The sequence below is a fragment of the Ignatzschineria sp. RMDPL8A genome (assembly GCF_029815055.1).
Lineage (GTDB): Bacteria > Pseudomonadota > Gammaproteobacteria > Cardiobacteriales > Wohlfahrtiimonadaceae > CALZBJ01.
In genome coordinates, this window is sequence record NZ_JAPPWA010000001.1 from 289,683 (window position 1) to 313,823 (window position 24,141).

A 24,141-nucleotide genomic window follows, 5' to 3' on the forward strand; every position below is an offset into this window, starting at 1 on the left:
AATTTGTCTAATAAACCTTCGCTATTATACCACTTTTTGAGCTGATCCGTTAGTAAGTTCATAATATTGCATGCTAGATTTTAACGAGGGTTCAGTGAGTTCTGGAAACTCATTTGGCTCAAGACAGGTGACAAAAAGTTGCGTTTTTTGGGCGATTAAATGGGTGAGTAATAACCCGCGTTTTGTCTGATCGAGTTCGGCGGTAATATCGTCCATCAATAAAATGGTGGAGTGCCCGGTTTTTTCGCGATAGAGGGTAATTTGCGCAAGCATCATCGCAATCGTCATCAATTTTATCTGCCCGCGCGAGAGGTATTGGTGCGCCGTATGCCCATCCACTTTTATGGAAAAATCGGCGCGATGAGGACCTGAACGGGTGTAGCCAATAATGCGATCTTTCGGCCGACTCTCCGCCATGCCTTCCGAAAAATGCCCTTTGCTATAACCATATTGATAGCGCACCTCCCACTCAGTAAGCTCAGGTAAAAGCGCGTGTAACAGCGGCAAGGCTTTTTCTGTAAGTTCTTCTAAAAACGCTGCACGTTGCTCCGATAAGATCTCGCCCGATTCCGCCATCTCATGCTCAATTCCGCGCAGGACTCCATCGGGCATATTGCCTTTAAGCGCCGCATTACGCTGTTTAAGCGCTCGCTCGTAACGTAGCCAAATTCCATGATATTGCGGCAGACTTTGGAAAAGTCCCCAGTCGATAAATTGACGGCGATAGCGCGGACTATCAATGAGCGATTGCCCCGTATCAGGCCCAATAAACAAGATGGGAAGCAATTTTGCAAGCTCGGAGCGGCGCTGTACCGGCTCAAAATCTTTGCGAATTTGAAAGCCTTTTTTCGTCCGCTCAATCCCAAGTTGGGAACGCTTTTCTTCCTCAAGATCGGCAATTTCGGCAAAGAGAATAAAGCTCTCCGAATCGGTCTCGATAATCTCTGCTGAATTGTGGGTGCGGAATGATTTTAGATGGGAGAGAAAAAAGAGCGCCTCGAGGAAGGAGGTCTTCCCGGAAGCGTTCTTTCCAATAATTAGGTTAAAATGGGGATCAAACGTGTAGCGAAACGGTTTTAAGTGCCGAAATCGCTCCACTTTGAGTGATTCAATAATCACAAAATTTAGAGCCTCATCGGCATCACAACGTATTTAACGTTATCCCCTTCAGAGTTCTGAATGAGGCAGCTAGAGGTGGCACTAGTAAAGCTTAAACGCACCATATCATCATCGAGCGCTTTAAGCGCATCTAAGAGATAAGTGACGTTAAATGCCGTGGAGAAATCCTCACCCTGATAGTTCACCTCCACCTCTTCCTCAGCATGTTCTTGCTCAGGATTATTGACGTGAAGTTTAAGTAAAAATTCAGAAAAATGGAGACGAATGCCACGGAATTTATCTTGCGATAAGACCGACGCGCGCGTTAATGCATCAATGAGTCCAACTCGGTCAGCCACCACCAGTTTATCCCCAAGTTCTGGAACAACGCGGCGATAATCCGGGAATTTCCCTTCAATCAATTTCGTGGTAAAGACAATGCTACCCAGCTCAACGCGAAGGTGATTCGGGCTCAATTCTAAATGAACCGGCGCTGATTCGTTCTCAAGCAGTTTTAACAGCTCCTCAATCCCTTTACGGGGAATGATGAATTGCTTTTGCAATCCGGTAGTTTCCGGCAATTCTAAATGCGCAACAGAGAGACGATGCCCATCGGTTGCCACCGCATTTAATTCATTACCATCCACATCAAGTAACAGTCCGTTTAAAAAATAACGCACATCAGAAACGGCCATGGAAAAGGCCACATTATCGATGATTTCACGCAGATCTTTTTTCGGAACTGTCAGTGTTTTCTCAAATTCCAGATCGTCAAGCACGGGGAATTCATCCGCCGCTAGACAACTTAAGGTAAAGCGCGAACGCCCTGCAACGATGGTCGCACGGAGCTCTTCGACATGAATTTGAACCTCAATATCGTGAGGCAGCGCCTTTAAAATATCGAGCAGTTTTTTCGCCGGAAAGGTAATGTCGCCGGTTTCGATGGAGAGATGGGGAAACGAACACTTCAACTCAATCTCAAGATTGGTGGTGGTTAAGGTGATCTCATCTTCCGTCACGACACATTTCACATTCGCAAGCACGGGCAACGTCTGTGTACGATCGATCACCCCAATAATCGCCTGTAATGGCTTTAACAGTTGCTCACGTTGAATGATTAATTTCATACCTTCCTCTATCGAATCTCGAACTTAAAACTACGGTAAATGTTTCTTAATCTTTTCGATCAATTCCGCTTCATCAATCGGTTTTACGATGTAGTCGGCGGCGCCTTGACGCTTCGCCCAGATTTTATCAACATTGAGGCTTTTTGTGCTCACGACAATCACGGGCACATCTTTCGTTTCATCATGACGTTGCAACATACGAATCGCTTGAAAGCCGTTGCAGTCGGGCATGATAATATCCATTAAAATAAGATCGGGACGATGTTTGAGGGCTTGTTCAACCCCTTCCTTCCCGTTTTTGGCCTCGACATATTCTACATCTAATTTATCGAGGACACGCGTAATTACCAGCTTCTGGACGGTAGAGTCATCAACAACTAATATTTTCGTCATATGATATATAATTCCACTTTATATAATTGCCCTCAGATAGAGATAATCATAGCATTTTAGTAAAGGGCTTGCCATTCTGATTTTAGGCGTTTTTATACGCATTTAATCAACTTAACCCTTGAGCGCTTTGAGGAAACGATCCTTCAAAAGAGAGTATTGCTGTGCCGAAACGTAGAGATGCTCGATCTCGCTATCACTCAAAATCCGAACCTTCCGCGCCGGCGTTCCCATCCAAACTTCTCCAGATCGTACCACCTTACCAGGTGCAAGCAATGCGCCCGCACCCAAAATACCATGCTTTTCCACTCGCGATCCATCTAGGAGTGTCGCTCTCATTCCGATGAGCGTTGCATCTTCAATCACGCACCCATGCAGCATCGCTCCATGCCCGACCGTCACATCATCACCGACAATCGTAGGATATCCGCCCGGGCTGATTAGACTGTCGCCAGAGACATGAATAATTGAGCCATCCTGAATATTAGTACGTGCACCTATACGTATTGAATTTACATCACCTCGGCAAATGACGTAAGGCCAAATTGACGAATCTTGACCAATCTCAACATCTCCGATGATACGCGCCGTGGGATCGATCCAAGCGCCCTTTCCTACCTCTGGCTTTTTATCTTCAAAAACCATAATATTATTATTCTGCATCGCTTCTCATCACTCCTATGGTAAAGTGCTTTGATGGGATGTTTTTGCATCCTTTATGAATTATTTCATAGTAGACAACCCCTTTAATAAATACAAGATAAAGAACACAGAGCACGAGAATCATGGAGAAGAAAACGCTATTGGAGTATCGCGATATCATCGATACAGTCGATCATGAGATTTTAGCCCTCTTAAATCAGCGCGCCGAGGCGGCAAAAGCGATCGGTGAGATAAAAATTGCGGCCGGAGATACGGAGATGTATCGCCCTGAGCGAGAAGCGCAAGTACTCAAAAAACGCATGGAAGAGAATCACGGCCCGATCCCCGATGAGGAGATTGCCCGTCTATTTAGAGAGATTATGTCGATCTGTCTCTCCCTTGAAAAACCGCTTAAAGTGGCGTTTTTAGGCCCGCAAGGCACTTTTACCGAAGAGGCGACTTTAAAGCATTTTGGCGGCTCTGCGATCCGTATGCCGATCCGTACCATCGATGAAGTGTTCCACGCGATTGAGTCCCAAAAGGCCGATTTTGGCGTGGTTCCCATTGAAAACTCAACGGAAGGGGCGGTCAATCAGACGCTCGACTGTTTTTTAAATTCCAATATCTATATCTGTGGTGAAACTGAGCTTAAAATTCACCAAAATATTATCTCGCACGCGCCGGATTTCAAATCGATCCACACTGTCTACGCGCACCCGCAATCGTTAGCGCAGTGCCGTAGCTGGCTCGATGAATATCTTCCCCATGCCGAGCGCATAGAGACCAACTCCAATGCCGGCGCCATTATGCGCGCCTCCGAAGAGAAAGGGGGCTCTGCAGCCCTTGGTGGAAAGCAAGCAGCGAAATTTTACGATGTGCCGATTTTAGAGAAAAACATCGAGGATAATCTTACCAACTCGACGCGCTTTTTAATTATCGGCAACAAACCGATCCCCGCAAGTGGCAACGATAAAACGACGATTTTAGTCTCCGCCAATGATCGCCCAGGGTTACTGCTTCACCTTATTGCGCCGTTCTCAAAATACAACATCACCATGACCCGTATTGAGTCGCGCCCCTCTAAAAATGGCAACTGGAGCTACGTCTTCTTTATCGACGTACTTGGCCATCAGAGCGATCACGGCATTCAGCTCGCCCTTGAAGAGGTAAAAAATGTAGCCTCGCTCTTTAAAGTGCTCGGTTCGTACCCCGTTGCGCCCTATTAAAATGGACAACGCTTTTAGTGTAAAATAGAGAATTTTTAGGATCGATTATGGCTCACGATATTGTCTTTATTAAAAATCTTAAACTCGATGTGATTATCGGGATTTACGATCATGAACGGACGCAAACTCAACCCATCACCCTCAATGTAGAGATGGCGTGGGATAATCGCCCGGCGGGAAAAAGTGATGACATTACCCTCACCCTCGATTACGAAAAGGTGAGCAATTACATCAAAGCCTTTGCTAGCGATTCAGCGTTTTTATTGGTGGAGCGCTTTACTGAAGTGCTCGCAGAGAAACTCATTATGGAGTTTAATATCGAGGCGCTCACTCTCGAGCTCAATAAACTCACCGCCATTCCTGATACCGATGCCGTCGGCGTTAAGATTTCACGCACCAAAGCGGATTATCTCAATTAGGTTTATCTTAATTAGAGTCGCGTCATTCAAAACGTCTACACACAAAAAAGCCGATCCAGTCTATGCTGCATCGGCTTTTCCTTTATCGGATTCAATCAATTAAATCAATATTGATGATTCGTTATTAATTGTAACGCGATACGTCTAATCCTTCGGTATCGATCTCAGGTTTATTGCCTAAGATGATGTCAGAGAGATAATTTCCGCTTCCCGTTGACATGGTCCAGCCTAAGGTACCGTGCCCAATATTGAGGAAGAGGTTTTTATATTTTGTCGGTCCAATGATCGGCGTACCGTCTGGCGTTGCGGGACGTAAACCGGTCCAGAATTCAGCCTTCTCGATCGCTCCACCTTCGGGATAGAGATCTTTGGTAACAAACTCAAGGGTTTTACGGCGACGCGGATCTAAGCTTAAATCAAAGCCCATAATCTCCGCCATGCCCCCAACGCGAATACGATCGTCAAAACGGGTGATCGCAATCTTATACGTTTCATCGAGAATGGTGGATTTTGGCGCCATCTCAGGATTGGTAATCGGAATCGTGAGCGAGTAGCCTTTAAGTGGATAGACCGGCACATCAATGCCCACAGGACGGAGCATCTCCGTTGAGTAGCTTCCTAGGCAGAGCGCGTAATTGTCCGCTTCCATCAATTCACCATCGACCATTACCCCTTTGATCTCGCCATTTTCAACCACGAGTTTTTCGATATTGGCATTAAATTTAAATTCAACGCCCATCTCTTTCGCGATATCGGCTAAACGGTTGGTGAAAATATGGCAGTCGCCAGTTTGGTCATTGGGTAATTTGAGTCCGCCCACCAATTTATGCGCAGTTTTTTCAAGCGCGGGCTCTGCAGCAATAATGCCATCGCGATCGAGTACTTCAAACGGAACGCCATATTCAGCGAGCACTTCCATGTCGCCTTTAATCGCTTCCATCTGCTTATCGGTACGGAGTAATTGCGTTGTTCCGAGCGTGCGCTCTTCATACTGAATGCCCGTCTCTTCGCGGAGCTTATCGATGCACTCACGGCTATATTCTGAGACGCGCACCATGCGTGATTTGTTGAGATGATAACGGCTTTTGGTGCAGTTCATCATCATCTTAAACATCCATTTGTACTGAAATAGGCTTGAGGTGGGGCGAATCGCAAGTGGTGCATGTTCTTGCATTAACCACTTCACCGCTTTAAGCGGTACACCCGGCGCTGCCCACGGCGTCGTATATCCAAAAGATACCTGGCCGGCATTCCCGAAACTTGTCTCAAGCGCTGGACCTTCTTGACGGTCAACAACGGTAACTTTAGCCCCTTTACGGGCAAGATAGTACGCTAATGTGGTGCCTACAACACCGCTCCCCAGTACTAATACGTGCATGCATATCCCCTTTTTGTTGTTATATAAAAGATTAAACTTCATGCCCATCTGTGATAAAATCACTTTCTTGCAAAAAGTCTTACTCAATCTCTGATTTATACCACAGAACAGTGAATAAGTGTAAGACGCGAGGCGAAAATATCCTCAATGCATTAATCCATATCAATTTTATAAATGCGCAGTCCATGCGGGCTTAGCGCCATTTTTCTTTCTACTATATCCAATTTTAAGGTTAGCTCTGATGTTGTCCGGACTCGAAAGTTTTCTTGGAGTGATTCATACCATTTTATGGGATTATCTCCTCATCTATCTTCTCTGCGGTACAGGGATTTATTACACATTCCGCTTAGGATTTTTGCAAGTAAGGCACTTTAAGAAAGCAGCAAAATCACTCTTTGGGCAGATCACTTTTAAGGGCGACAAAGCCGACAAATCGGGCATGAGCTCATTTCAAGCGGTAACCACGGCAGTCGCAGGACAGATCGGAACGGGTAATCTCGTTGGTCCCGCAACGGCGATTATGACAGGGGGTCCGGGGGCGATTTTTTGGATGTGGATCTCCTCTTTTTTCGGGATGGCCACCATCTACGCCGAAGCGATTTTGGCGCAAAAATTTAAAACCACCGACGCCAACGGTCAAGTTGTCGGCGGGCCGGCGTATTACATCGAAAAGGGACTTGGGCTAAAATGGCTTGCAGTCGCCTTTGCGATTTTAATCATTCTCGCGCTCGGATTAATGGGCAATATGGTGCAATCGAACTCCATTGCTACCGCCTTTGAAACCTCGCTCCACATTCCAACATGGGTATCGGGCCTTGTGGTCTCGATCATTATGGGACTTGTGGTGATGGGCGGCATTAGCGCTATTGCAAACTTTACTGAAAAAATCGTCCCAAGCATGGCGGTTTTCTATCTTGTGGGCGCACTGATTACGCTCGCCTTTAACTTTGAATATATTCTCCCGGCCTTTAAAGCGATCTTTATCGCGGCGTTTAACCCTCAAGCGGTTCTCGGGGGCGGCGTTGGGATTGCCATTCAAGAAGCGATGCGTCTTGGGATTGCTCGCGGTCTCTTTTCAAACGAAGCGGGGATGGGATCAACGCCTCACGCGCACGCTGCGGCGAAAAACGTTAAACCGGAAGAGCAAGGTTTTGTGGCGATGATGGGCGTATTTATGGTGGCGGTGATTGTTACCTTAACCGGACTTGTCATTATTAGCTCGGGGATTCGCGGCTGGGTCGAAAGCGGTTTAGCCCTCACCGATCCTTCATTCTTATCGTTCTATCAAGGCACGGGAAGTGCGGTCACCCAAAAAGCCTACGAGCTTATTTTTGGCAATATCGGCGGGATCTTTATTGCGGTCGCCCTCTTCTTCTTTGCCTTTTCCACCATTATCGGTTGGTATTATTATGCGGAAACGAACGTGCGCTACCTCTTTAATTCCCCGGTTGCGCTCTACGTGTTCCAGCTGCTTGCGGTGGTTGGCGTCTTCTTTGCATCAATGTTTAAAGTGGAGCTTGTGTGGCAATTGACCGACGTATTTAATGGATTTATGGTGCTACCAAACTTAGCGGCGCTCCTTCTACTCTCACCGATTGTAATTCGTTACACGCGGAAAGCGCTCGATAATCAAACTCGCTTTACTCCCGTTGAGGAAAAGAAAGGGAAAAAGAAATAGGTTAGAGAGTTTTCACAAATTCTTCTCATAAAAAACTCTCATAAAAAAAGCCACGACCTTTCTAGCGTGGCTTTTTTATTACTTTTTTATGATCTGTATTTATGGCCAGTACTTATTGCCAATTAAATTCGGTCAATTTTGAGCGAATCTCAGCCCCAGCACTTGCGCCTAAGCGTTTTAACACTTTGCTAAAGCCATCCTCTTCCACGGTAAAATCAACTAAATGGGGCGCTCCAATAATCTCGCGCGCTACATAGCCCGATGAACCCAATCCATCGATCAAGCCCATCTCAAGCGCTTGCTCGCCATTCCAGATAAGGCCGGAGAAGAGATCGGGATTACCTTCCACATCCAAACGATCGCCGCGGCCTTTTTTCACCACGTCGATAAATTGCTCATGCACGCCGCTGAGTACCTCTTTCCAAAATTCAGTCTCATCATCGCGCATCGGCATAAATGGATCGAGGAACGCTTTATGCTCGCCCGAAGTATAAAGACGGCGCTCAACGCCAAGTTTATCCATCGTATCCACAAAGCCAAATGACGCGCCGGTCACGCCGATCGAGCCCACAAGACTTGCTTTATCGGCGTAGATCTCATCAGTCGCTGACGCAATATAATAGGCGCCCGATGCCCCAATCTCCATAATTACCGAATAGAGCTTTTTCGTAGGATAGAGGGTGCGGAGACGATTGATCTCATCATAGACATACCCGCTTTGCACCGGTGAGCCCCCGCCTGAATTGATGCGCAGAATGATCCCCTTCGCTTTCGGGTCTTTATAAGCTCGACGCAGCGCGGTAATCAGACGATCACCACTTGCATCAGAATCCGCAGCGATCACGCCATTTAACTGAATTACCGCCGTATAGGCATCGAGAAGCTGACCATTTTCATCAAATCGATACGGGTCATTTTTACCCGATATGATCTGAAAAATAGCGCCCAAAATAAAGAGCAGATAGAGAAAGGTTAATCCCTTAAAAAAGATGCCCCAACGGCGACGACGGCGCTGCTCAACGGTGGCCTCGTTTAAGGTTTTCTCCATCATTTGCCATAAGCGTTCGGTGGAAGGGTCGCTCCCTTCGGTCTGTTGATTTCGCTGTTCTAACATAGATCCTCACTTGATTGAAAATAAAAAAGGGTGACCGAATTGACTCCTTTCACCCTTTTATTTGGTATGTACTTATATCGACCGTTGAATAGACGTATTAATCCAAAATCGCGCCCTTAACGGCGACGACCGCCTTTACCGGGCATTAAGCCTTTCACAGAGCGCATCAATTTACCGATACCGCCGGATTTAAGCTGCTTCATCATGCGTTGCATCTGCTCATATTCTTTAATTAGACGATGCACGTCCTGAATGTTGACGCCCGCCCCTTTGGCAATCCGCATACGGCGTGGCCCGCGCAGAAGTTTATAATCGCGACGCTCTTCTTTGGTCATCGAATTGATGATCGCAATTTTACGGCGGAAGATATTGTCATCGACTTTACCTTTCACCTGCTCAGAGATATCGCCCATGCCGGGAAGTTTATCGAGGAAGGTGTTAATTCCTCCCATACCGAGCATCTGCTCCATCTGCGCTTTAAAGTCATCAAGATCGAGGCGCTCCCCTTTCTTAAATTTCTGGGTGAGGCGCTCCGCTTGCTCTTTATCGACCTTCGCTTCAATCTCTTCTACAAGCGATAATACGTCACCCATATCTAAGATACGCGATGCCAATCGGTCTGGGTGGAATGGCTCAAGCGCATCGGTTTTTTCACCGACCCCTAAGAATTTAATCGGTTTTTGCGTGATGTGACGAATCGATAACGCCGCACCGCCTCGCGCGTCCCCGTCAATCTTCGTTAAGATCACCCCGGTTAATGGCAGCGCATCATTAAAGGCTTTTGCGGTATTGGCCGCATCTTGCCCCGTCATACTGTCAACGACAAAGAGCGTTTCGATCGGATCAAGCACCGCGTGGACTTTTTTGATCTCATCCATCAACGCTTCATCAATGTGTAGACGACCGGCGGTATCAACGATTAAGACATCAAAGCCGCCCTTTTTCGCCGCCTCTTTCGCTTTCGCTGCAATATCTTCAGGCTTTTCATCGGTGGTGGAGGGAATAAATTCCGCGCCCACTTGACCTGCAACGGTTTTCAGCTGCTCAATCGCCGCAGGACGATATACGTCCGCACTCACAACAGCAACTGACTTTTTCTCTTTCTCTTTTAAGAATTTTGCAAGTTTACCGACGCTCGTGGTTTTACCCGCCCCTTGAAGCCCCGCCATTAAGATAATTGCAGGCGGCTGAGTGCGGAGATTGAGGGATTCATTCTCTTCCCCCATAATTTTCACGAGCTCTTCATGAACAACTTTGATAAAGACCTGGCCGGGATTTAAACTCTCCGCCACCTCTTTACCGATCGCACGCTCGCGCACCTGCGCAATAAATTCACGCACCACGGGAAGCGCAACGTCAGCCTCTAAAAGCGCCATGCGCACTTCACGAAGCGCGTCTTTAATATTCTCTTCACTCAAACGCGCTTGACCGCGTAATGATTTAACCGTCTGACGCAGACGGCCACTTAAATTTTCAAACATGCACTATCCTACGAAAAGATTGTAAAATTGTTATAATTAACTCTTAAAATTTCCCCTATAGTTTACTTTAAAAGCAATTCCCTTTAAAGTTCTATATATAAATAGCGACACGAAGTAGCGACCTATGATGATTCTAATCACACTTATTATCCTTCTCTATCTCAGCTCAAGTGGCTGTCTTGTAACCTATCTGAAAATGGAGAATAACCGATCGTGTTTCAACATTGCGATTGGGCTGATGCTACTGGCAATGGGAGGACACGCCTATCTGCTAAGCACCCAGATCTTCGGCAGTTCGCTCGTCAATATCGGCGCGATGAAGGCGTTATCGCTCACCTCCCTGATTATGCTCATTATTTCAATGCCGCTGATTAAACGTCATGTTAACACAGCGCTCATTTTGATCCTGTTTGCCATTGTAACGATCTTTCTGTCGCTCACCGATTCGAAATTTGCCGTCAATACGCAAAATCCGATGCTCGGGATTCATATCCTCATCTCGATTATTGCCTACGCCATTTTACTCCTTGCGGCGATTCAAGCGGTGCTGGTGTATCTTCGAGATCGCTCGCTTAAAAGCCATTCGCTCTCGCTCATTAAAAAATTACCGCCGATGCTCAGAATGGAGCGCTGGCTCTTTCAACTGGTGACCATTGGCTTTGGATTTTTAACCTTAAGCCTCCTCACAAGCCTCTTCTTTTATGACACCTGGTTTGATAAAGCGGTCATTCATAAAACGATTTTAGCTTCGACCGCGTGGGTGCTCTACGGCACGATTTTAGTGAGCCGATATGTCTACGGCATTCGCGGTAAAAGAGCGGCGAAATTTGTGATACTATCCTCGTTTGTGCTCCTCCTTGGCATCACCGTCACCCGCGTGATTCAAGAAGTGATCTTCAATTACGTTTAATTTAAAAAGAGCTTATCGGCATGAGTGACACCCAAGATCAACAACCCTTTGTTCAGCATTTTATCGAACTGCGTGATCGTTTATTAAAAGCAGGCGCAGGGGTTTTAATTCTCTTTTTAATTATGGTTCCCTTTTCGCGGGAGATCTATAATTTTGTATCGATGCCGTTAATCGCGGCCCTTCCGGAAGGTTCAAAAATGGTGGCAATCGATGTGATCACCCCGTTTTTAGTGCCGATTATGCTGGTGATGTGGCTCGCCTTTTTTATCTCAATTCCGTGGGTGATCTACCAACTCTGGAGCTTTATCGCGCCGGGGCTCTATAAGACGGAAAAAGATATCGTCCACCCGATTTTAGTCTCAAGCATTTTACTCTTTTATCTTGGAATGCTCTTTGCGTACTACGCGGTGATGCCGCTCATGTTTAAGTTTTTAGCAGGTTATACCCCTGAAAATGTGCAGATGACCACCGATATCAGCCGTTATCTGTCCCTTGTCCTGCGTCTTGTCTTCTTTTTTGGCGTCGCCTTTGAAACGCCGGTGGTGGTGATTGTTCTCGTCTCCCTTGGTGTGATGAAAACCGAAACCATTCGTAAAAAACGCCCCCACATTATTATCGGTGCGTTTGTTGTTGGCGCGATCGTAACCCCGCCCGATGTTTTTTCTCAAATTCTCTTTGCGGTCTCGGTCCTTCTCCTCTTTGAGGCAGGCCTCTTCTTTGCCCGCCCTATCGAGAAGCGTCGCCAAAAAAAGATACAATCAGAGTAAATCCCTGTATACTGAGAAAATAGATTTTTATAGAGTATTTCATTGAGTTAAGGGATTCTTATGGAGACGATTTTAGCAACCATCATCAACAATTTAGGCTGGATTATTCCACTGGCACTTGTGCTCTTAGTCGCGTCTTTTGCGATTACGGTGCGCAACAATTTAGTGCGTTTGACCAATATTTATAAAACGGCATTTTCAAATTTAGAGACTGAACTCACCCGCCGTTTTGATCTGATCCCCAATCTCGTTGCCGCAACCAAAGGCTACCTCGATCATGAAAAGGGCGTTTTTGTGGAAGTGACCGAAGCGCGAAATCAAGCGTCAAAACAGTTAAACGCGGTTAAAAACGATCTTGGCAATGCCGATCTAATGGGATTAATGTCTAAAGCAGAAGGGGCGTTAAGCGGGGCACTCGGCCGTCTTATGGCGGTAGTAGAAGCTTACCCTGATCTGAAAGCCGATGCGCGCATGGCGGAATTGACCTTAGAGCTTGCCAACACTGAAAATCAGATCGCGACCCTACGCAAACATTACAATTTCACGATAGAGGAGTATAATACCTATCGTCAGATCTTTCCTAACAATATCTTTTCAGGCCTCTTTGGCTATCAATTTGCCGCCTGGCTTCCGATGGAAGAACACAAGCGCGAAGTTCCCAAAGTCGAGTTTTAGGAAATCCCCATTCACCTTCAGTGCCCTTTCTGTTGCGCTGATCTATGAAACTAATAATTGATTTGAATTTATGATTAAAACACGTTTTGCCCCTTCGCCAACGGGTTATCTACATATTGGCGGCGCACGGACTGCGCTCTTTTCACATCTTTTTGCTCATCATAATGGCGGAAAAACCGTTCTTCGTATCGAAGATACCGACCTTGAGCGTTCAACTCCTGAAGCGGTTGAGGCGATCATGAAAAGCCTTGAGTGGTTAGGTCTTGAGTACGATGAGGGGCCCTATTATCAGACAAAACGCTTTGATCGTTATAAAGAGCTCATTGCCAAATTAGTGGAAGAAGGCCATGCCTACTACTGCTACTGCACGCAAGACGAGCTCGAAAAAATGCGTAAAGATGCCGAAGCGAAAAAAGAGAAACCTCGCTATAACGGTATGTGGCGCCCAGAGCCTGGTAAAACCTTGCCAGAAGCGCCTGAAGGCGTGAGTCCTGTGGTGCGTTTTAAAAGCCCACAAATGGGGGTCACGGCGTTTAATGACCTTGTTCACGGCACAATCTCTATTAACAATAGCGAACTCGATGATCTTATCATTGCACGCTCAGATGGATCGCCGACCTACAACTTCTGCGTTGTGGTCGATGATATGGATATGGAAATTACCCACATTATTCGTGGCGATGACCATATTAATAACACCCCTCGCCAAATCAATATTTTCAAAGCTCTCGGTGCGCCCGTTCCCCAATTTGCGCATGTGGCGATGATCTTAGGCGACGACGGTCAAAAACTCTCTAAACGTCATGGCGCAGTGGGCGTGATGGAATATTACGAGCAAGGCTTTTTACCCGATGCGGTGATTAACTATCTCGTTCGTCTTGGTTGGGCACACGGTGACCAAGAGATCTTTAGTCGCAATGAGATGGTAAAACTGTTTGATCTTAAAAATGTGAGTAAGTCAGCGAGTGCGTTTAACACCTCAAAACTCCTCTGGCTCAATCAACATTACATGATCGAAACGCCAGCGGAAAAACTCGCGACGCTCTTAGTGCCATTTTTACAAAAACGCGACGTTAAAATGATCGATATGGAGCTCTTGAAAGCGGCGGTTAAATCGCATGTAAAACGCGCGCATACGCTTGTTGAACTTGCCGATATGATTCTCTATCTCTTCAATGATGAACTCGATTACGATGAGAAAGCGGTCAATAAACAGCTCACTGAAAAATCACAACCGGTGCTCGAAGAGCTCGTGCGTGTACTCTCAGCGATCGACGAGTGGACTCATGAAAACCTCGATAAAGCCGTTCACGGCGTGACCGAAACGCTTGAAGTGGGCATGGGTAAAGTCGGTATGCCACTTCGCACCGCGATTGTTGGCCGTACGAGCTCACCAAACTTAGATGAAACCCTCTTTTTAGTGGGTAAAGAGCGTACGCTTGAGCGTCTCAATAGAGCGCTTATAATGATTGCTGAAAAAGCGGAATAGTTTTTCCAATCGTTTAAGCTTCAAGCGGTCAATCATTGCGTAATCATTAACGTCTTTAGACAAAAAAAGCTGATTCAATTGAGTCAGCTTTTTTATTGCGAAAAATTTACAGATAATTAAAACTCGCCTCGTGCCTTACGATCGAGTTCTTTGAGAAATTTAAGTTTCTCGCCGATCTGTTTTTCAAGTCCGCGAGGATTGGGGCGATACCAAACTTGCTCCTCCATGCCTTCAGGAAAATAGGTCTCTCCCGCGGCGTAGGCATTCGGTTCATTATGTGCATAACGATATTCCCGCCCATGACCAAGTTCTTTGAGAAGTTTTGTCGGCGCATTACGCAGATGAAGCGGCACTGGACGTGTTTGATCATTTTTGACAAAACTGCGCGCTAAGTTGTGGGCCATATATCCCGCATTGGATTTCGCCGCAGAGGCAAGATAGAGCACCGCCTGCGCAAGGGCAAGCTCGCCCTCGGGGCTTCCTAGCCGCTCATAGGTTTCATACGCTGAGAGCGCAATTTGCGTCCCTCTCGGATCGGCAAGCCCAACATCCTCCCACGCGATCATTAAAATACGCCGCGCTAAATAGAGGGGATCGGCCCCGCTCTCCATCATCATGGAAAACCAATAGAGCGCCGCATCGGGATTGGAGCCACGAATCGATTTATGCAGCGCCGAAATCTGATCGTAAAAATAATCGCCCTGTTTATCAAAGGCTTTTGGTTGCAGCGACAGAGTCTCTTTCGCCATCGCCTCGGTCACCCGCTTATCATCGTGTCCGCCGGCAATGGTTAAAAGCTGCTGCATTAAATTGAGCGAACGCCGTCCATCCCCTGCAGCAAAATTAATAATAAGTTTTAACGCCTCGGGATCGAGCGTGTAATCGGGGTAATAACGCTCTTTCGCGCGCAGTACCATCGTTTCAAGCGCCGTTCCCGTTAAGGGTTTTAACACATAGACAAAAGTGCGGGACAAAAGCGCCTGATTGACCTCAAAGGAGGGATTTTCCGTCGTCGCCCCCACAAAAATCACGAGCCCCGATTCAATATAGGGGAGAAGTGCATCCTGCTGAGATTTATTAAAGCGATGAATCTCATCAATAAAAAGGAGCGTCTGCCGCCCTTGTAAGCGATTATTTTCCGCCTCCACCATCGCCGTGCGAATCTCTTTCACCCCAGAGAAAACCGCCGACAGCGAGATAAATTCACAATCAAATTCTGCGGCAATTAAATTGGCGAGCGTTGTTTTCCCCACTCCCGGCGGGCCCCAAAAAATCATCGAATGAGGCTCTCCGGACGCAATCGCTTCAAAGAGCGGTTTCCCCGGTGAGAGAAGATGCTCCTGCCCCACCACTTCCGCTAAGGTTTTCGGACGCGCTAAATCCGCAAGCGGGGTAAATTTAAGCGTCGTCTCTTCAATTAACGCATCAAATAAATCGGCCATTAATCCCTCTCATCGATCACATCCACATTTTTCGGGGGCACAAATTCAAATCGCGCTTGATCAAAGGGGCGATTCTCTTTCACTTTATTAAATTCAAAAAAGAGGCGTTGCCCGGTGATATCCCGCGCTTCAAAGGAGGCGATCGAACCATTTTTACTAAAGTAGATATCGATCTCTTCCACCTCAAGCTCCCCTTTTTTCTCTTTAGGAATAAAACGGTAATGGCGTTTATCGGTGATCGTTTCAATGGTGAAATGATCGTCAAGCTTCGTGTTACCAAGCAAAATCGTTAACACCGGATTATTGTTAATCTCATCGAGCGGTTTGATAATCACCTGCATCAGATCAACATCGTAATGCCAAAATTGAGTCTTATTGCTAATCAGTTTTTGCGCATAGGGCGATTCATAATCGAAATAAAACTTCGGGCTCACGATACTGTATTCCCGTTTTTGCAGCCACAATTTCCCCTTCGAGACATCTTGTGAGTTTCGATTGCTCACCGTTTGGGTGAAATTCGCCTCAAGGGTGGAAAAGCCGGTAAAATAGTCGCGAATAAAGGTTTCATCCGCTTTAGCAACGAGCGCCATCATTAGACACCCCGCCGCAAAAATACTCTTCCATACGCGCATTGCTCGACTCCTATAAATCCTCAAAAATCAGATCATTCATTATATCAAATCCCCTTTATACCGCGGTGAATAATCAAAAACCGCCTCTTAAATGGCAACTTATTGCGCATAATTAACATTTAATTCCAAACCTTTACTAAACCTATCAACTATCTGCGGTTTTGTTTTGAGTTTTCAATAAATTTAGTTATATAATCGAACACTTTCCTTGTTCGCAATCATTGATCGAAGGAGTGAGTCTATCTTTAGGCCGATTGCGAGCAAATCCATGATCTATAATAAAAGGAGACTGTATGGAATTAGATGTTTATAGTACGCTTGTGGCGGCCTGCCTAACGCTGTTACTCGGCCGTTTTCTCACAAGTAAAGTTCCATTACTGAATCGCTTCACGATTCCGAGCCCTGTTGCGGGCGGTTTATTAGTCGCATTTGTGTTACTTATTTTAAAGAACACCTTCGACTACAACGTCAAATTCGACACCGTTTTACAAACTCCGTTAATGCTTGCGTTCTTCGCAACGATCGGGCTTAACGCAAACTTTGCAAGCCTCAAAGCAGGTGGTAAAGCACTCTTTATCTTCCTCTTTGTGGTTGTTGGACTCTTAATTTTACAAAATACTCTCGGTATCGTTCTTGCTAAACTCCTTGGCATTGACCCATTAATGGGCTTACTTGCGGGATCAATCACCCTTTCAGGCGGTCACGGAACCGGTGGCTCATGGGCTGATGAGTTTATCAAAAACTACGGATTTGATAATGCAATGGAAGTGGCGATGGCCTGTGCGACATTTGGTCTAGTCCTTGGTGGTTTAATCGGTGGCCCGGTTGCACGTTTTTTACTTCGCCGTGAAGCCCCTGTGGATGCGAGTTCTGCTCTTGAAGATGCCAACGTTGATAGTTTAGACGCCTTTGAAAAACCGAAAGTAAAACGCTCAATCAACTCAAATAACATCCTTGAGACCATCACCATGATCGTGATTGCGCTCACCTTTGGAAAGATGTTGATGCTTCAGTTGCAAGATACGAAATTTGCCCTGCCTGAGTTTGTTTGCGTACTCTTTGTTGGGGTGATTATCAACAACGTATTATCGATTTTCAAGCCGCACATTGTCTCAGAACGTGCGGTATCGATTCTCGGAAACGTCTCATTATCGCTCTTTTTAGCCATGGCGCTCATGAGCCTACAATTATGGCAGCTCGCGGATCTTGCAATTCCAATGCTAGTGATTCTTGGCGTTCAAACAGTGATGATGGCGGCCTATGCGATCTTCATTACTTATCCTGTGATGAAACGTGTGAGCTCAAAACATGATGCAGCCGTTCTTTCAGCCGGTCACTGCGGATTTGGTATGGGGGCAACGCCAACGGCAATCGCGAACATGCAGGTGATTACCGACCGTTTCGGACCATCACGTACGGCATTCTTAGTAGTGCCTATGGTAGGTGCGTTCTTTATCGATATCGTCAATGCACTCGCGATTAAAGGTTTCTTATCGCTACCGATGTTTACCTCACTGCTTAAAAGTGCAACCGCGGTTGTCGGCGGTTAATCGCCTCCATTAAGGCTCATAAATTCGGGGCGGTTTATTGTAACCGATCCCATAAAAAATCCCCTTTAACTTAACAATTAAAGGGGATTTTTTTATTTAAGCCATCAATGATTAATTATCACTTATGACCTAACACTTACTGATTTAAGTGTTGATCACGCTTTTTATAGAGCAGGCGCAAGCTATTGCCCACCACTAACAGCGTCGCGCCCACATCGGCAAAAACCGCTGCGAGCATCGAGCTATGCCCGAGTAACAGCGCGATAAAAAACGCCGCCTTAATCCCCAGCGCCAAAGTAATATTTTGACGGATAATCCGCATCGTCGCGCGAGATTGTCTAAAAAAGAGCGGCAGTTTATCAAGATCATCATCCATGAGCGCCACATTCGCCGTTTCAATGGCCACATCGCTCCCCATAACGCCCATCGCAAAACCGATATCAGACGTTGCAAGCGCTGGGGCATCGTTAATCCCATCGCCGATCATGCCGGTCACACCCTTCGCTTTAAGCTCGCGAATCCGCGTCACTTTATCCTCAGGAAGTTGCGCGCCAAAGGCTTTATCAATCCCCACCTCTCGGGCAATGGTAGCCACCGTATTTTCATTATCGCCAGAGATGAGCACCGTTTTAAGGCCCAACGCTTGTAGGCGCTTCATCACTTTTTTACTGCCTTTTTTCAGCTTATCCGCCACCATAAAGATCGCGGCAATGCGCCCATTTTTGGCAAAGAGCGTTAAAGTATAGCCCTCTTTTTCAAGCTCGGTAATGGTCTCAATTTCAACATCGTATAAGATGCCGTGATTTTGCATTAAGCGCACATTCCCAAGAAAAACAAGCTCGCCCTGAATCTCCGCTTTCGTCCCCTGCCCCGGAATCGCTTCAAAGCGATCCACCGTTAAATATTCCCCCTGGTAATCACGCACCAACGCTTTCGACACCGGGTGATCGGAACGGCTCGCTAAGGTCATCGCGTAGGGGATCACCTCATCTTCCACCATGCCGCCGGTGATAATCTGCTTAATGAGCGTCGGCTTGCCTTCGGTGATGGTGCCGGTTTTATCAAAGGCCAGAATTTTCATCCCACTCGCCACTTCTAAAAAGCCGCCGCCTTTCACTAAAATTCCGTGACGGGCAAGACGGGTGAGCGAGCTCACAATCGCTACCGGCGTTGAGATCACTAGCGCACACGGGCAGGCAATAATCAGAATCACCAGCGCATTATAGATGCTTTGGAACCAGGTCACGCCAAAGAGTGGCTGCAATAACGCAATCAAAATGGCGATGATAAAGACCGCCGGCGTATAGATCGCGGCAAACCGATCGATAAATCGCTCCACCGGCGCGCGCTGACTCTGCGCCTCTTCAATCGTTTTAACAATTTTAGCAAGCGTTGAATGGCTCGCATCGGTGGTGGTGCGATATTCAAATTCACCAAACTGATTGATACTGCCGGCATACACAGGGTCATCCACAGACTTATCCACAGGGACACTTTCACCGGTAATCGGCGCTTCATCAATGGAGGTATTGCCCTTTACGATCATTCCATCAAGCGCAATGCGCTCCCCGGGGCGAACGCGCACAATGGAATCAATCTCAATCGCTGAAACCGCGCGTTCAACGGGCTCTCCCGCCTCCATCACCGTTGCCACATCCGGCGCTAAATTAAGCAGTTTTTCAACGGCGACTTGGGCACGATGAAGGGATTTTGATTCGATCACCTCCGACAAGGTAAAGAGGAACATCACCATCGCCGCTTCCGGAAATTCACCTAAAATCAGCGCGCCCGTTACCGCAACGCTCATCAGCGCATTAATATTTAAGGTGCGATTTTTAATGGCGAGCCAGCCCTTTTTATAGGTGGTCGGCCCCACAAAAATAATCGAAAGAATGGCAAAAAATCCCGCAATGAGCGCTGATCCGCCTAAAAGATGCACCCCTTCGGAGATCGCCGCGGCAATCCCTGAGATCCACAGACGCGGCGTTTCATAACGATCATACAAGGATGTCGACGCAACCCGTTCGCCGCTTGAGACCGCTAAATTAAGGGGGTTCATGCCGAGCTCTTTAATCTTCGCGATAATTAAATCGATATCGCCATTATGCACCACATGGAGCTCACGGCGCATAAAATTGCAATAGAGCTCATCAATCTCGTCGTGCCCTTTGAGTTTATTGCGAATCAGCGCCTCTTCCATCGGGCAATCCATCTCGTGGATTTTTAGCGTATCGTGAACATAATTTTCCGGCACATCGATCGAATCGATCTGCTGTTGATTAGCACTATGATCGACCGAGCAACAACTGCCTTCATTATGATGATGGTCGCCGTGGTCAGAATGATCCTGATGATCATGGTCGTGCCCGTGTTCCTGTTCATGACCCTGCTTATCAGTACCGCGCATCTTCGCTTTAATCGCATCGGTACTGCAGCAGCTCGCGCTCTTTTCCTCAGAATTGCCCGCATCTATGGGGTTTTTAATCTCTTCGTTCACAACTCATCTCCTTTGTTGTAAATTCACTTGCCCTATTACACACCCTGTAGCTACTATAGAGTCAAGCATCATTGATCTTAGGGAGAAAATCGAATGAGAATTGGCCAACTTGCTGAGAAAACCGGAATTCCGGTAGAGACAATTCGCTATTATGAGAAGGAAGCGCTCATCAGCGAACCGCAACGCACCGAGAATAATTACCGCAAATATACGAGCAAACATCTCGAAGAATTGCTCTTTATTAAAAATTGTCGCGCCTTTGATATGACCCACGAAGAAATTCACCAAATGATCGCTGCCATGAAGCATCCAAACGATAATTGTCATGCGATTAATGCCATTATTGGGGAGCATCTGCACCATATTGATGAGCGCATTGCCGAGCTTAAAATCCTCAAAGAGACGCTCGCGACACTGCAATCAAGTTGCATGAGCAATCACACCATCGATGAGTGCACCATTGTTGAAGGGCTCAATACGATGACGATCAACGCGCCGGCAAAAGGCTCTAAAAGTCACCTCGGTTAATCGGTAACGATCTAACTATCTCGCGCATAAAAAAGCTCGATGAGAGTGAATTAACCTCCCATCGAGCGTCTGTTTTTAATCGGACTCATGATCATCCATCAGAGCAGATTAGGTTAGATTATTGAGCATTCTCTTCTGCTTCCGGATCGATGCAATGCTCACAAATACTGAGCGCAAACTCCATCGCTTCATCCCGAGTTTGCACCCAATCGAGTCCATCTTGCTTTTTCGGTGATAACCCTGCCTTACCAAGCACCGCTTTCGTTTCATTATTAAGCCCCGATAAGATCACTCGAATCCCTTTTGCGTGGAGCCGATCGATCATCGATTTCAGTGCAATAAGGCCGGTTAAGTCAATGAGCGGCACCTCATCGAGATAGATAATCATCACCTCAATTTCACGGTTAATGTGTGGCAAACGATCAAGAGATTCAATCGCTTTTCGCGCCGCACCAAAGAAGAACGGTCCGCGAATTTCATAATGCAAAATCAGCGAGGAATCTTTCGGTTTTGCCGTCTCTTCCGCACTATCCCCCTCTTTCCCGCTCGATAATTCCGCCTCATCATAGGCTTTATTAATTTCTGCATCTTTTTCAGCGTTCGCGCTTAAAAATTCCATCTCGGTGAGCTCGGTCATACGCGCCATAAAGAGCAGACACGCAAGCCCCATCCCCACGGCAACGGCGACGACCATGTCAAAGACCACCGTCAAAATAAGACAGGTAAAGAGCACCAATCGGTCTTGATTCGGCGCCATTTTCGTCATCTGTTTAAAGTAGCGCACATCCGCCATGCTCCACGCCACCATTAAAAGGAGCGCGCCCAAACTTGCCATCGGCAGATAGCCCAAGTATTTTGCAAAGGCCACTAAGGTTAAGAGTACAAAGATTGCATGAACGATCGAGGCGATCGGGGTTTTTGCACCGGCCCGAATACTCGCTGCCGTCCGCGCAAGGGCACCCGTTGCGGCAAAACCGCCAAAGAAAGGCGCGACAATATTTCCCACCCCTTGGCCCACAAGCTCCGCATCGGGATTGTGACGCGTATTTTTCATCCCGTCCGCAACGACCGCACATAAAAGCGATTCAATCGCCCCTAAAATGGCAATTACAAACGCGCTTGGCAGCAGGTTTTTCACCATCTCAAGCGAGAGGATCGATTCGCCACTATCGCGCACCCACGGCGCGCCAAACTCCGGTAGAAATGAAGGAATCCCCCAATAGGTTTCGCCATCAATCGTATATTGGAAGACCGAACGAATGGTTCTAAATTCAAAACCGCGGGATTCTAAATAGAGCCCAAGCAGCGCACTGGCCGCAAGCACAAAGAGGTGCGGCGGCACTTTACGGGTAATAAAGGGGAAAAAGATCAGCCCGAGTAAGGTAAAAGCGCCAATGCCTAAATCCACAAAGGAGATTCGCCCAAACATCTCACCAATGCTACGAATCCGCGAGATAAAATCGGTAATGGGAATCACCGGCTCCGTTCCCAAAAGATCGGGAATCTGCGTGAGCGCGATCACAATGGCGATCCCGGTACTAAAGCCCGCGGTCACCGGGTGAGGCACAAAATGCACCATGCGCCCAATCTTAAACACACCGAGCAGAAAGAGGATAATCCCCGCCATAAACGAGGCGAGCAGTAATCCCTCAACGCCGTATTGATTGGTAATCGGTTGCAGAATAATAACAAACGCCGCAGTCGGACCTGAGACGTTAAAACGTGATCCACCGCACAGCGCAATCAAGAGCCCCGCCACAATCGTCGTATAAAGACCATGCTGTGGCGGAACCCCTGAGTTGATCGCGAGCGCCATCGAAAGCGGTACAGCGATCATTCCGACCGTCAGTCCGCCGAGTGCGTCGTTTTTAAAGGTGGATAAATTGTACCCTTTAATCGATTGAAAAAAGGGAATCGCCGCAAGAATGCGAGAAAAATTCACTATATATACTCTCCTTATCAATGCGAAACATTACCGGAGTGAAAAGAGTGAAACGCCTAAGGCTTTCCCATCTACCTCCGTTGCAAATCCAGTTGCTTCAAGCCCATTTTGTTGCTGAAAATCGTAGAGTGCTTTTGCGGTATAACCATTAAAATAGCCCTTGTTAATCACCTCTTCCGCTAAAAAGCCTTTTTCCATCAATGCCTCTTGTAAACGTCTTACCTCATAGCCTCGAGAGCCGTGAAAATAGCGCGCTTCAGGCACGCCGGTCGCCACATAAAAAAGCGCTTCAAACGAGAGCAAAAGATAGGAATAAGGCTGGCCAATTTCATCGGGATCGGGCATAAACGATTGCCCTGCCATCACACGAAACGTTTGATACAACCCTGTCGGTGCATTCGGCGGCGTGTGATCCCCTTCAATCACTTGGCATCCAGCGGAAGAAAAGCTGCGTCCACTTATCTCACGGGTCGATTGCGCACTGTGAATATGGTCGTCCGCAACCGATAGATCGAGCGTAGCAACTGCTTGATCTACTCTAACATTTTTATCTAAAATTCTCCAGATCGGCACCGGTTGCAAGCGACTTAATCGAAACGCACCCTCCTCTTTTGGCCCGTGATTCGGCTCGTGCGCGCCAACAATATAAGAATAGAGTCCCTCGCTTAATCGATTGGCAATTCGTTTATCAGGCGCATTTAATTGCTCGGTAATGTAGCTAATATTGGGATAGGTCGATGCAGGGAATGCTGCAAGCTTATGGCGTTTACGGTCATAAAGCGTAAGCGTACAGCAAAAAGATTGGTAATCCGGCGCAGAGCCGACAACCTCCACCGAATCGAGCCACGCGCCGGGGGCTGAGAGCAGTTTGCCGGAACGAAATCCTACAATCATAATCTCGCCCTCAGGATAGAGTTTACTCCGTTCGATAATGCGCTCAATATGCGCGGGAGTGAGCGTTAGCGTTTCGCCAATCATCTCCGGATCAATGCTCCACATCGGTGCCTCCTAGCCTCGTATAAATCGGTCATATCATTCAAAATCATCATTTATTATAGGCGGAAGTGTGTTCAAAATCACCCTAAAAGCCACCCTTTCATAAAGGATCGACCTGAGCATTTATTTAAGCGACCCAACGCCATAATTTCAGCGCAAA

At 47.0% G+C, this 24,141-nt stretch carries 21 protein-coding genes; 9 read left to right on the top strand and 12 right to left on the bottom strand.

The features are described from left to right. Positions 1-24 precede the first annotated feature (24 nt). The 4 genes from recF to OXI21_RS01340 all read right to left on the bottom strand — a co-directional run bounded on the left by recF (position 25) and on the right by OXI21_RS01340 (position 3,278). Entirely contained in the window at positions 25-1,119 is a 1,095-nt protein-coding gene (recF, locus tag OXI21_RS01325; RefSeq protein ID WP_279617747.1) for a DNA replication/repair protein RecF, read from the bottom strand. A 5-nt stretch (positions 1,120-1,124) separates the two neighbouring features. Beyond that, entirely contained in the window at positions 1,125-2,225 is a 1,101-nt protein-coding gene (gene dnaN / locus OXI21_RS01330; protein ID WP_279617748.1) for a DNA polymerase III subunit beta, read from the bottom strand. A gap of 30 nt (positions 2,226-2,255) precedes the next feature. Beyond that, positions 2,256-2,618, bottom strand: a complete 363-nt coding sequence (locus OXI21_RS01335) for a response regulator (RefSeq protein WP_279617749.1) — start codon at positions 2,616-2,618, stop codon at positions 2,256-2,258. Between the two features lie 111 nt (positions 2,619-2,729). Beyond that, positions 2,730-3,278 carry a gamma carbonic anhydrase family protein gene (locus OXI21_RS01340; RefSeq protein ID WP_279617750.1) on the bottom strand — a complete coding sequence of 183 codons (549 nt, stop codon included), beginning with the start codon at positions 3,276-3,278 and terminating at the stop codon, positions 2,730-2,732. A gap of 122 nt (positions 3,279-3,400) precedes the next feature. On the opposite strand from OXI21_RS01340, the gene pheA reads away from it, so the two are divergent. Together pheA and folB are read left to right on the top strand one after the other, a co-directional pair. Further along, on the top strand, positions 3,401-4,483 hold the full coding sequence (gene pheA, locus OXI21_RS01345; RefSeq protein WP_279617751.1) for a prephenate dehydratase: 1,083 nt from the start codon (positions 3,401-3,403) through the stop codon (positions 4,481-4,483). 47 nt (positions 4,484-4,530) lie between these two features. After that, the gene (gene folB, locus OXI21_RS01350; protein ID WP_279617752.1) at positions 4,531-4,902 is read left to right on the top strand and encodes a dihydroneopterin aldolase; all 372 of its coding nucleotides are present in this window, start codon (positions 4,531-4,533) and stop codon (positions 4,900-4,902) included. A gap of 124 nt (positions 4,903-5,026) precedes the next feature. On the opposite strand, the gene OXI21_RS01355 is transcribed toward folB, so the two are convergent. Then, complete coding sequence (locus tag OXI21_RS01355) at positions 5,027-6,280, bottom strand: D-amino acid dehydrogenase (RefSeq protein ID WP_279617753.1); 1,254 nt, start codon at positions 6,278-6,280, stop codon at positions 5,027-5,029. 241 nt (positions 6,281-6,521) lie between these two features. On the opposite strand from OXI21_RS01355, the gene OXI21_RS01360 reads away from it, so the two are divergent. Next, the gene (locus OXI21_RS01360) at positions 6,522-7,958 is read left to right on the top strand and encodes a sodium:alanine symporter family protein (RefSeq protein WP_279617754.1); all 1,437 of its coding nucleotides are present in this window, start codon (positions 6,522-6,524) and stop codon (positions 7,956-7,958) included. A 112-nt stretch (positions 7,959-8,070) separates the two neighbouring features. Here the strand turns inward: OXI21_RS01360 and OXI21_RS01365 are convergent, their stop codons facing one another. Together OXI21_RS01365 and ffh are read right to left on the bottom strand one after the other, a co-directional pair. Continuing rightward, the gene (locus OXI21_RS01365) at positions 8,071-9,072 is read right to left on the bottom strand and encodes a S49 family peptidase (protein WP_279617755.1); all 1,002 of its coding nucleotides are present in this window, start codon (positions 9,070-9,072) and stop codon (positions 8,071-8,073) included. A 116-nt stretch (positions 9,073-9,188) separates the two neighbouring features. Further along, positions 9,189-10,553, bottom strand: coding sequence for a signal recognition particle protein (ffh, locus tag OXI21_RS01370; RefSeq protein WP_279617756.1), 1,365 nt, complete (start codon positions 10,551-10,553; stop codon positions 9,189-9,191). A gap of 124 nt (positions 10,554-10,677) precedes the next feature. Here ffh and ccsA point away from each other — a divergent pair, with 124 nt between their 5' ends. From ccsA to gltX, 4 genes are all read left to right on the top strand, one after another. After that, positions 10,678-11,463: a cytochrome c biogenesis protein CcsA gene (gene ccsA / locus OXI21_RS01375; RefSeq protein WP_279617757.1), complete on the top strand. Its 786-nt coding sequence runs from the start codon at positions 10,678-10,680 to the stop codon at positions 11,461-11,463. A 20-nt stretch (positions 11,464-11,483) separates the two neighbouring features. After that, positions 11,484-12,230 carry a twin-arginine translocase subunit TatC gene (tatC, locus tag OXI21_RS01380; protein WP_279617758.1) on the top strand — a complete coding sequence of 249 codons (747 nt, stop codon included), beginning with the start codon at positions 11,484-11,486 and terminating at the stop codon, positions 12,228-12,230. Between the two features lie 60 nt (positions 12,231-12,290). Next, positions 12,291-12,905, top strand: a complete 615-nt coding sequence (locus OXI21_RS01385; RefSeq protein ID WP_279617759.1) for a LemA family protein — start codon at positions 12,291-12,293, stop codon at positions 12,903-12,905. A 70-nt stretch (positions 12,906-12,975) separates the two neighbouring features. Further along, positions 12,976-14,394, top strand: coding sequence for a glutamate--tRNA ligase (gltX, locus tag OXI21_RS01390; RefSeq protein ID WP_279617760.1), 1,419 nt, complete (start codon positions 12,976-12,978; stop codon positions 14,392-14,394). A gap of 116 nt (positions 14,395-14,510) precedes the next feature. Here the strand turns inward: gltX and OXI21_RS01395 are convergent, their stop codons facing one another. Beyond that, on the bottom strand, positions 14,511-15,836 hold the full coding sequence (locus OXI21_RS01395; RefSeq protein WP_279617761.1) for a replication-associated recombination protein A: 1,326 nt from the start codon (positions 15,834-15,836) through the stop codon (positions 14,511-14,513). Continuing rightward, positions 15,836-16,468, bottom strand: a complete 633-nt coding sequence (gene lolA, locus OXI21_RS01400) for an outer membrane lipoprotein chaperone LolA (RefSeq protein WP_279617762.1) — start codon at positions 16,466-16,468, stop codon at positions 15,836-15,838. Before lolA ends, OXI21_RS01395 begins: the two co-directional genes overlap by 1 nt. Positions 16,469-16,761: 293 nt before the next feature. Here lolA and gltS point away from each other — a divergent pair, with 293 nt between their 5' ends. Beyond that, a complete protein-coding gene (gene gltS / locus OXI21_RS01405; RefSeq protein WP_279617763.1) occupies positions 16,762-18,018 on the top strand; it encodes a sodium/glutamate symporter in 1,257 nt (418 codons plus the stop codon). A gap of 136 nt (positions 18,019-18,154) precedes the next feature. Here gltS and OXI21_RS01410 read toward each other — a convergent pair whose 3' ends face one another. After that, positions 18,155-20,515, bottom strand: a complete 2,361-nt coding sequence (locus tag OXI21_RS01410; protein ID WP_279617764.1) for a cation-translocating P-type ATPase — start codon at positions 20,513-20,515, stop codon at positions 18,155-18,157. Positions 20,516-20,608: 93 nt separating this feature from the next. Here OXI21_RS01410 and cadR point away from each other — a divergent pair, with 93 nt between their 5' ends. Continuing rightward, positions 20,609-21,043, top strand: coding sequence for a Cd(II)/Pb(II)-responsive transcriptional regulator (cadR, locus tag OXI21_RS01415; RefSeq protein ID WP_279617765.1), 435 nt, complete (start codon positions 20,609-20,611; stop codon positions 21,041-21,043). A 118-nt stretch (positions 21,044-21,161) separates the two neighbouring features. On the opposite strand, the gene dauA is transcribed toward cadR, so the two are convergent. Further along, positions 21,162-22,985 (bottom strand): C4-dicarboxylic acid transporter DauA, encoded by a 1,824-nt coding sequence (dauA, locus tag OXI21_RS01420; protein ID WP_279617766.1) that lies wholly within the window; start codon positions 22,983-22,985, stop codon positions 21,162-21,164. Positions 22,986-23,015: 30 nt separating this feature from the next. After that, complete coding sequence (locus OXI21_RS01425) at positions 23,016-23,984, bottom strand: peptidoglycan-binding domain-containing protein (RefSeq protein ID WP_279617767.1); 969 nt, start codon at positions 23,982-23,984, stop codon at positions 23,016-23,018. Positions 23,985-24,141: the final 157 nt, after the last annotated feature.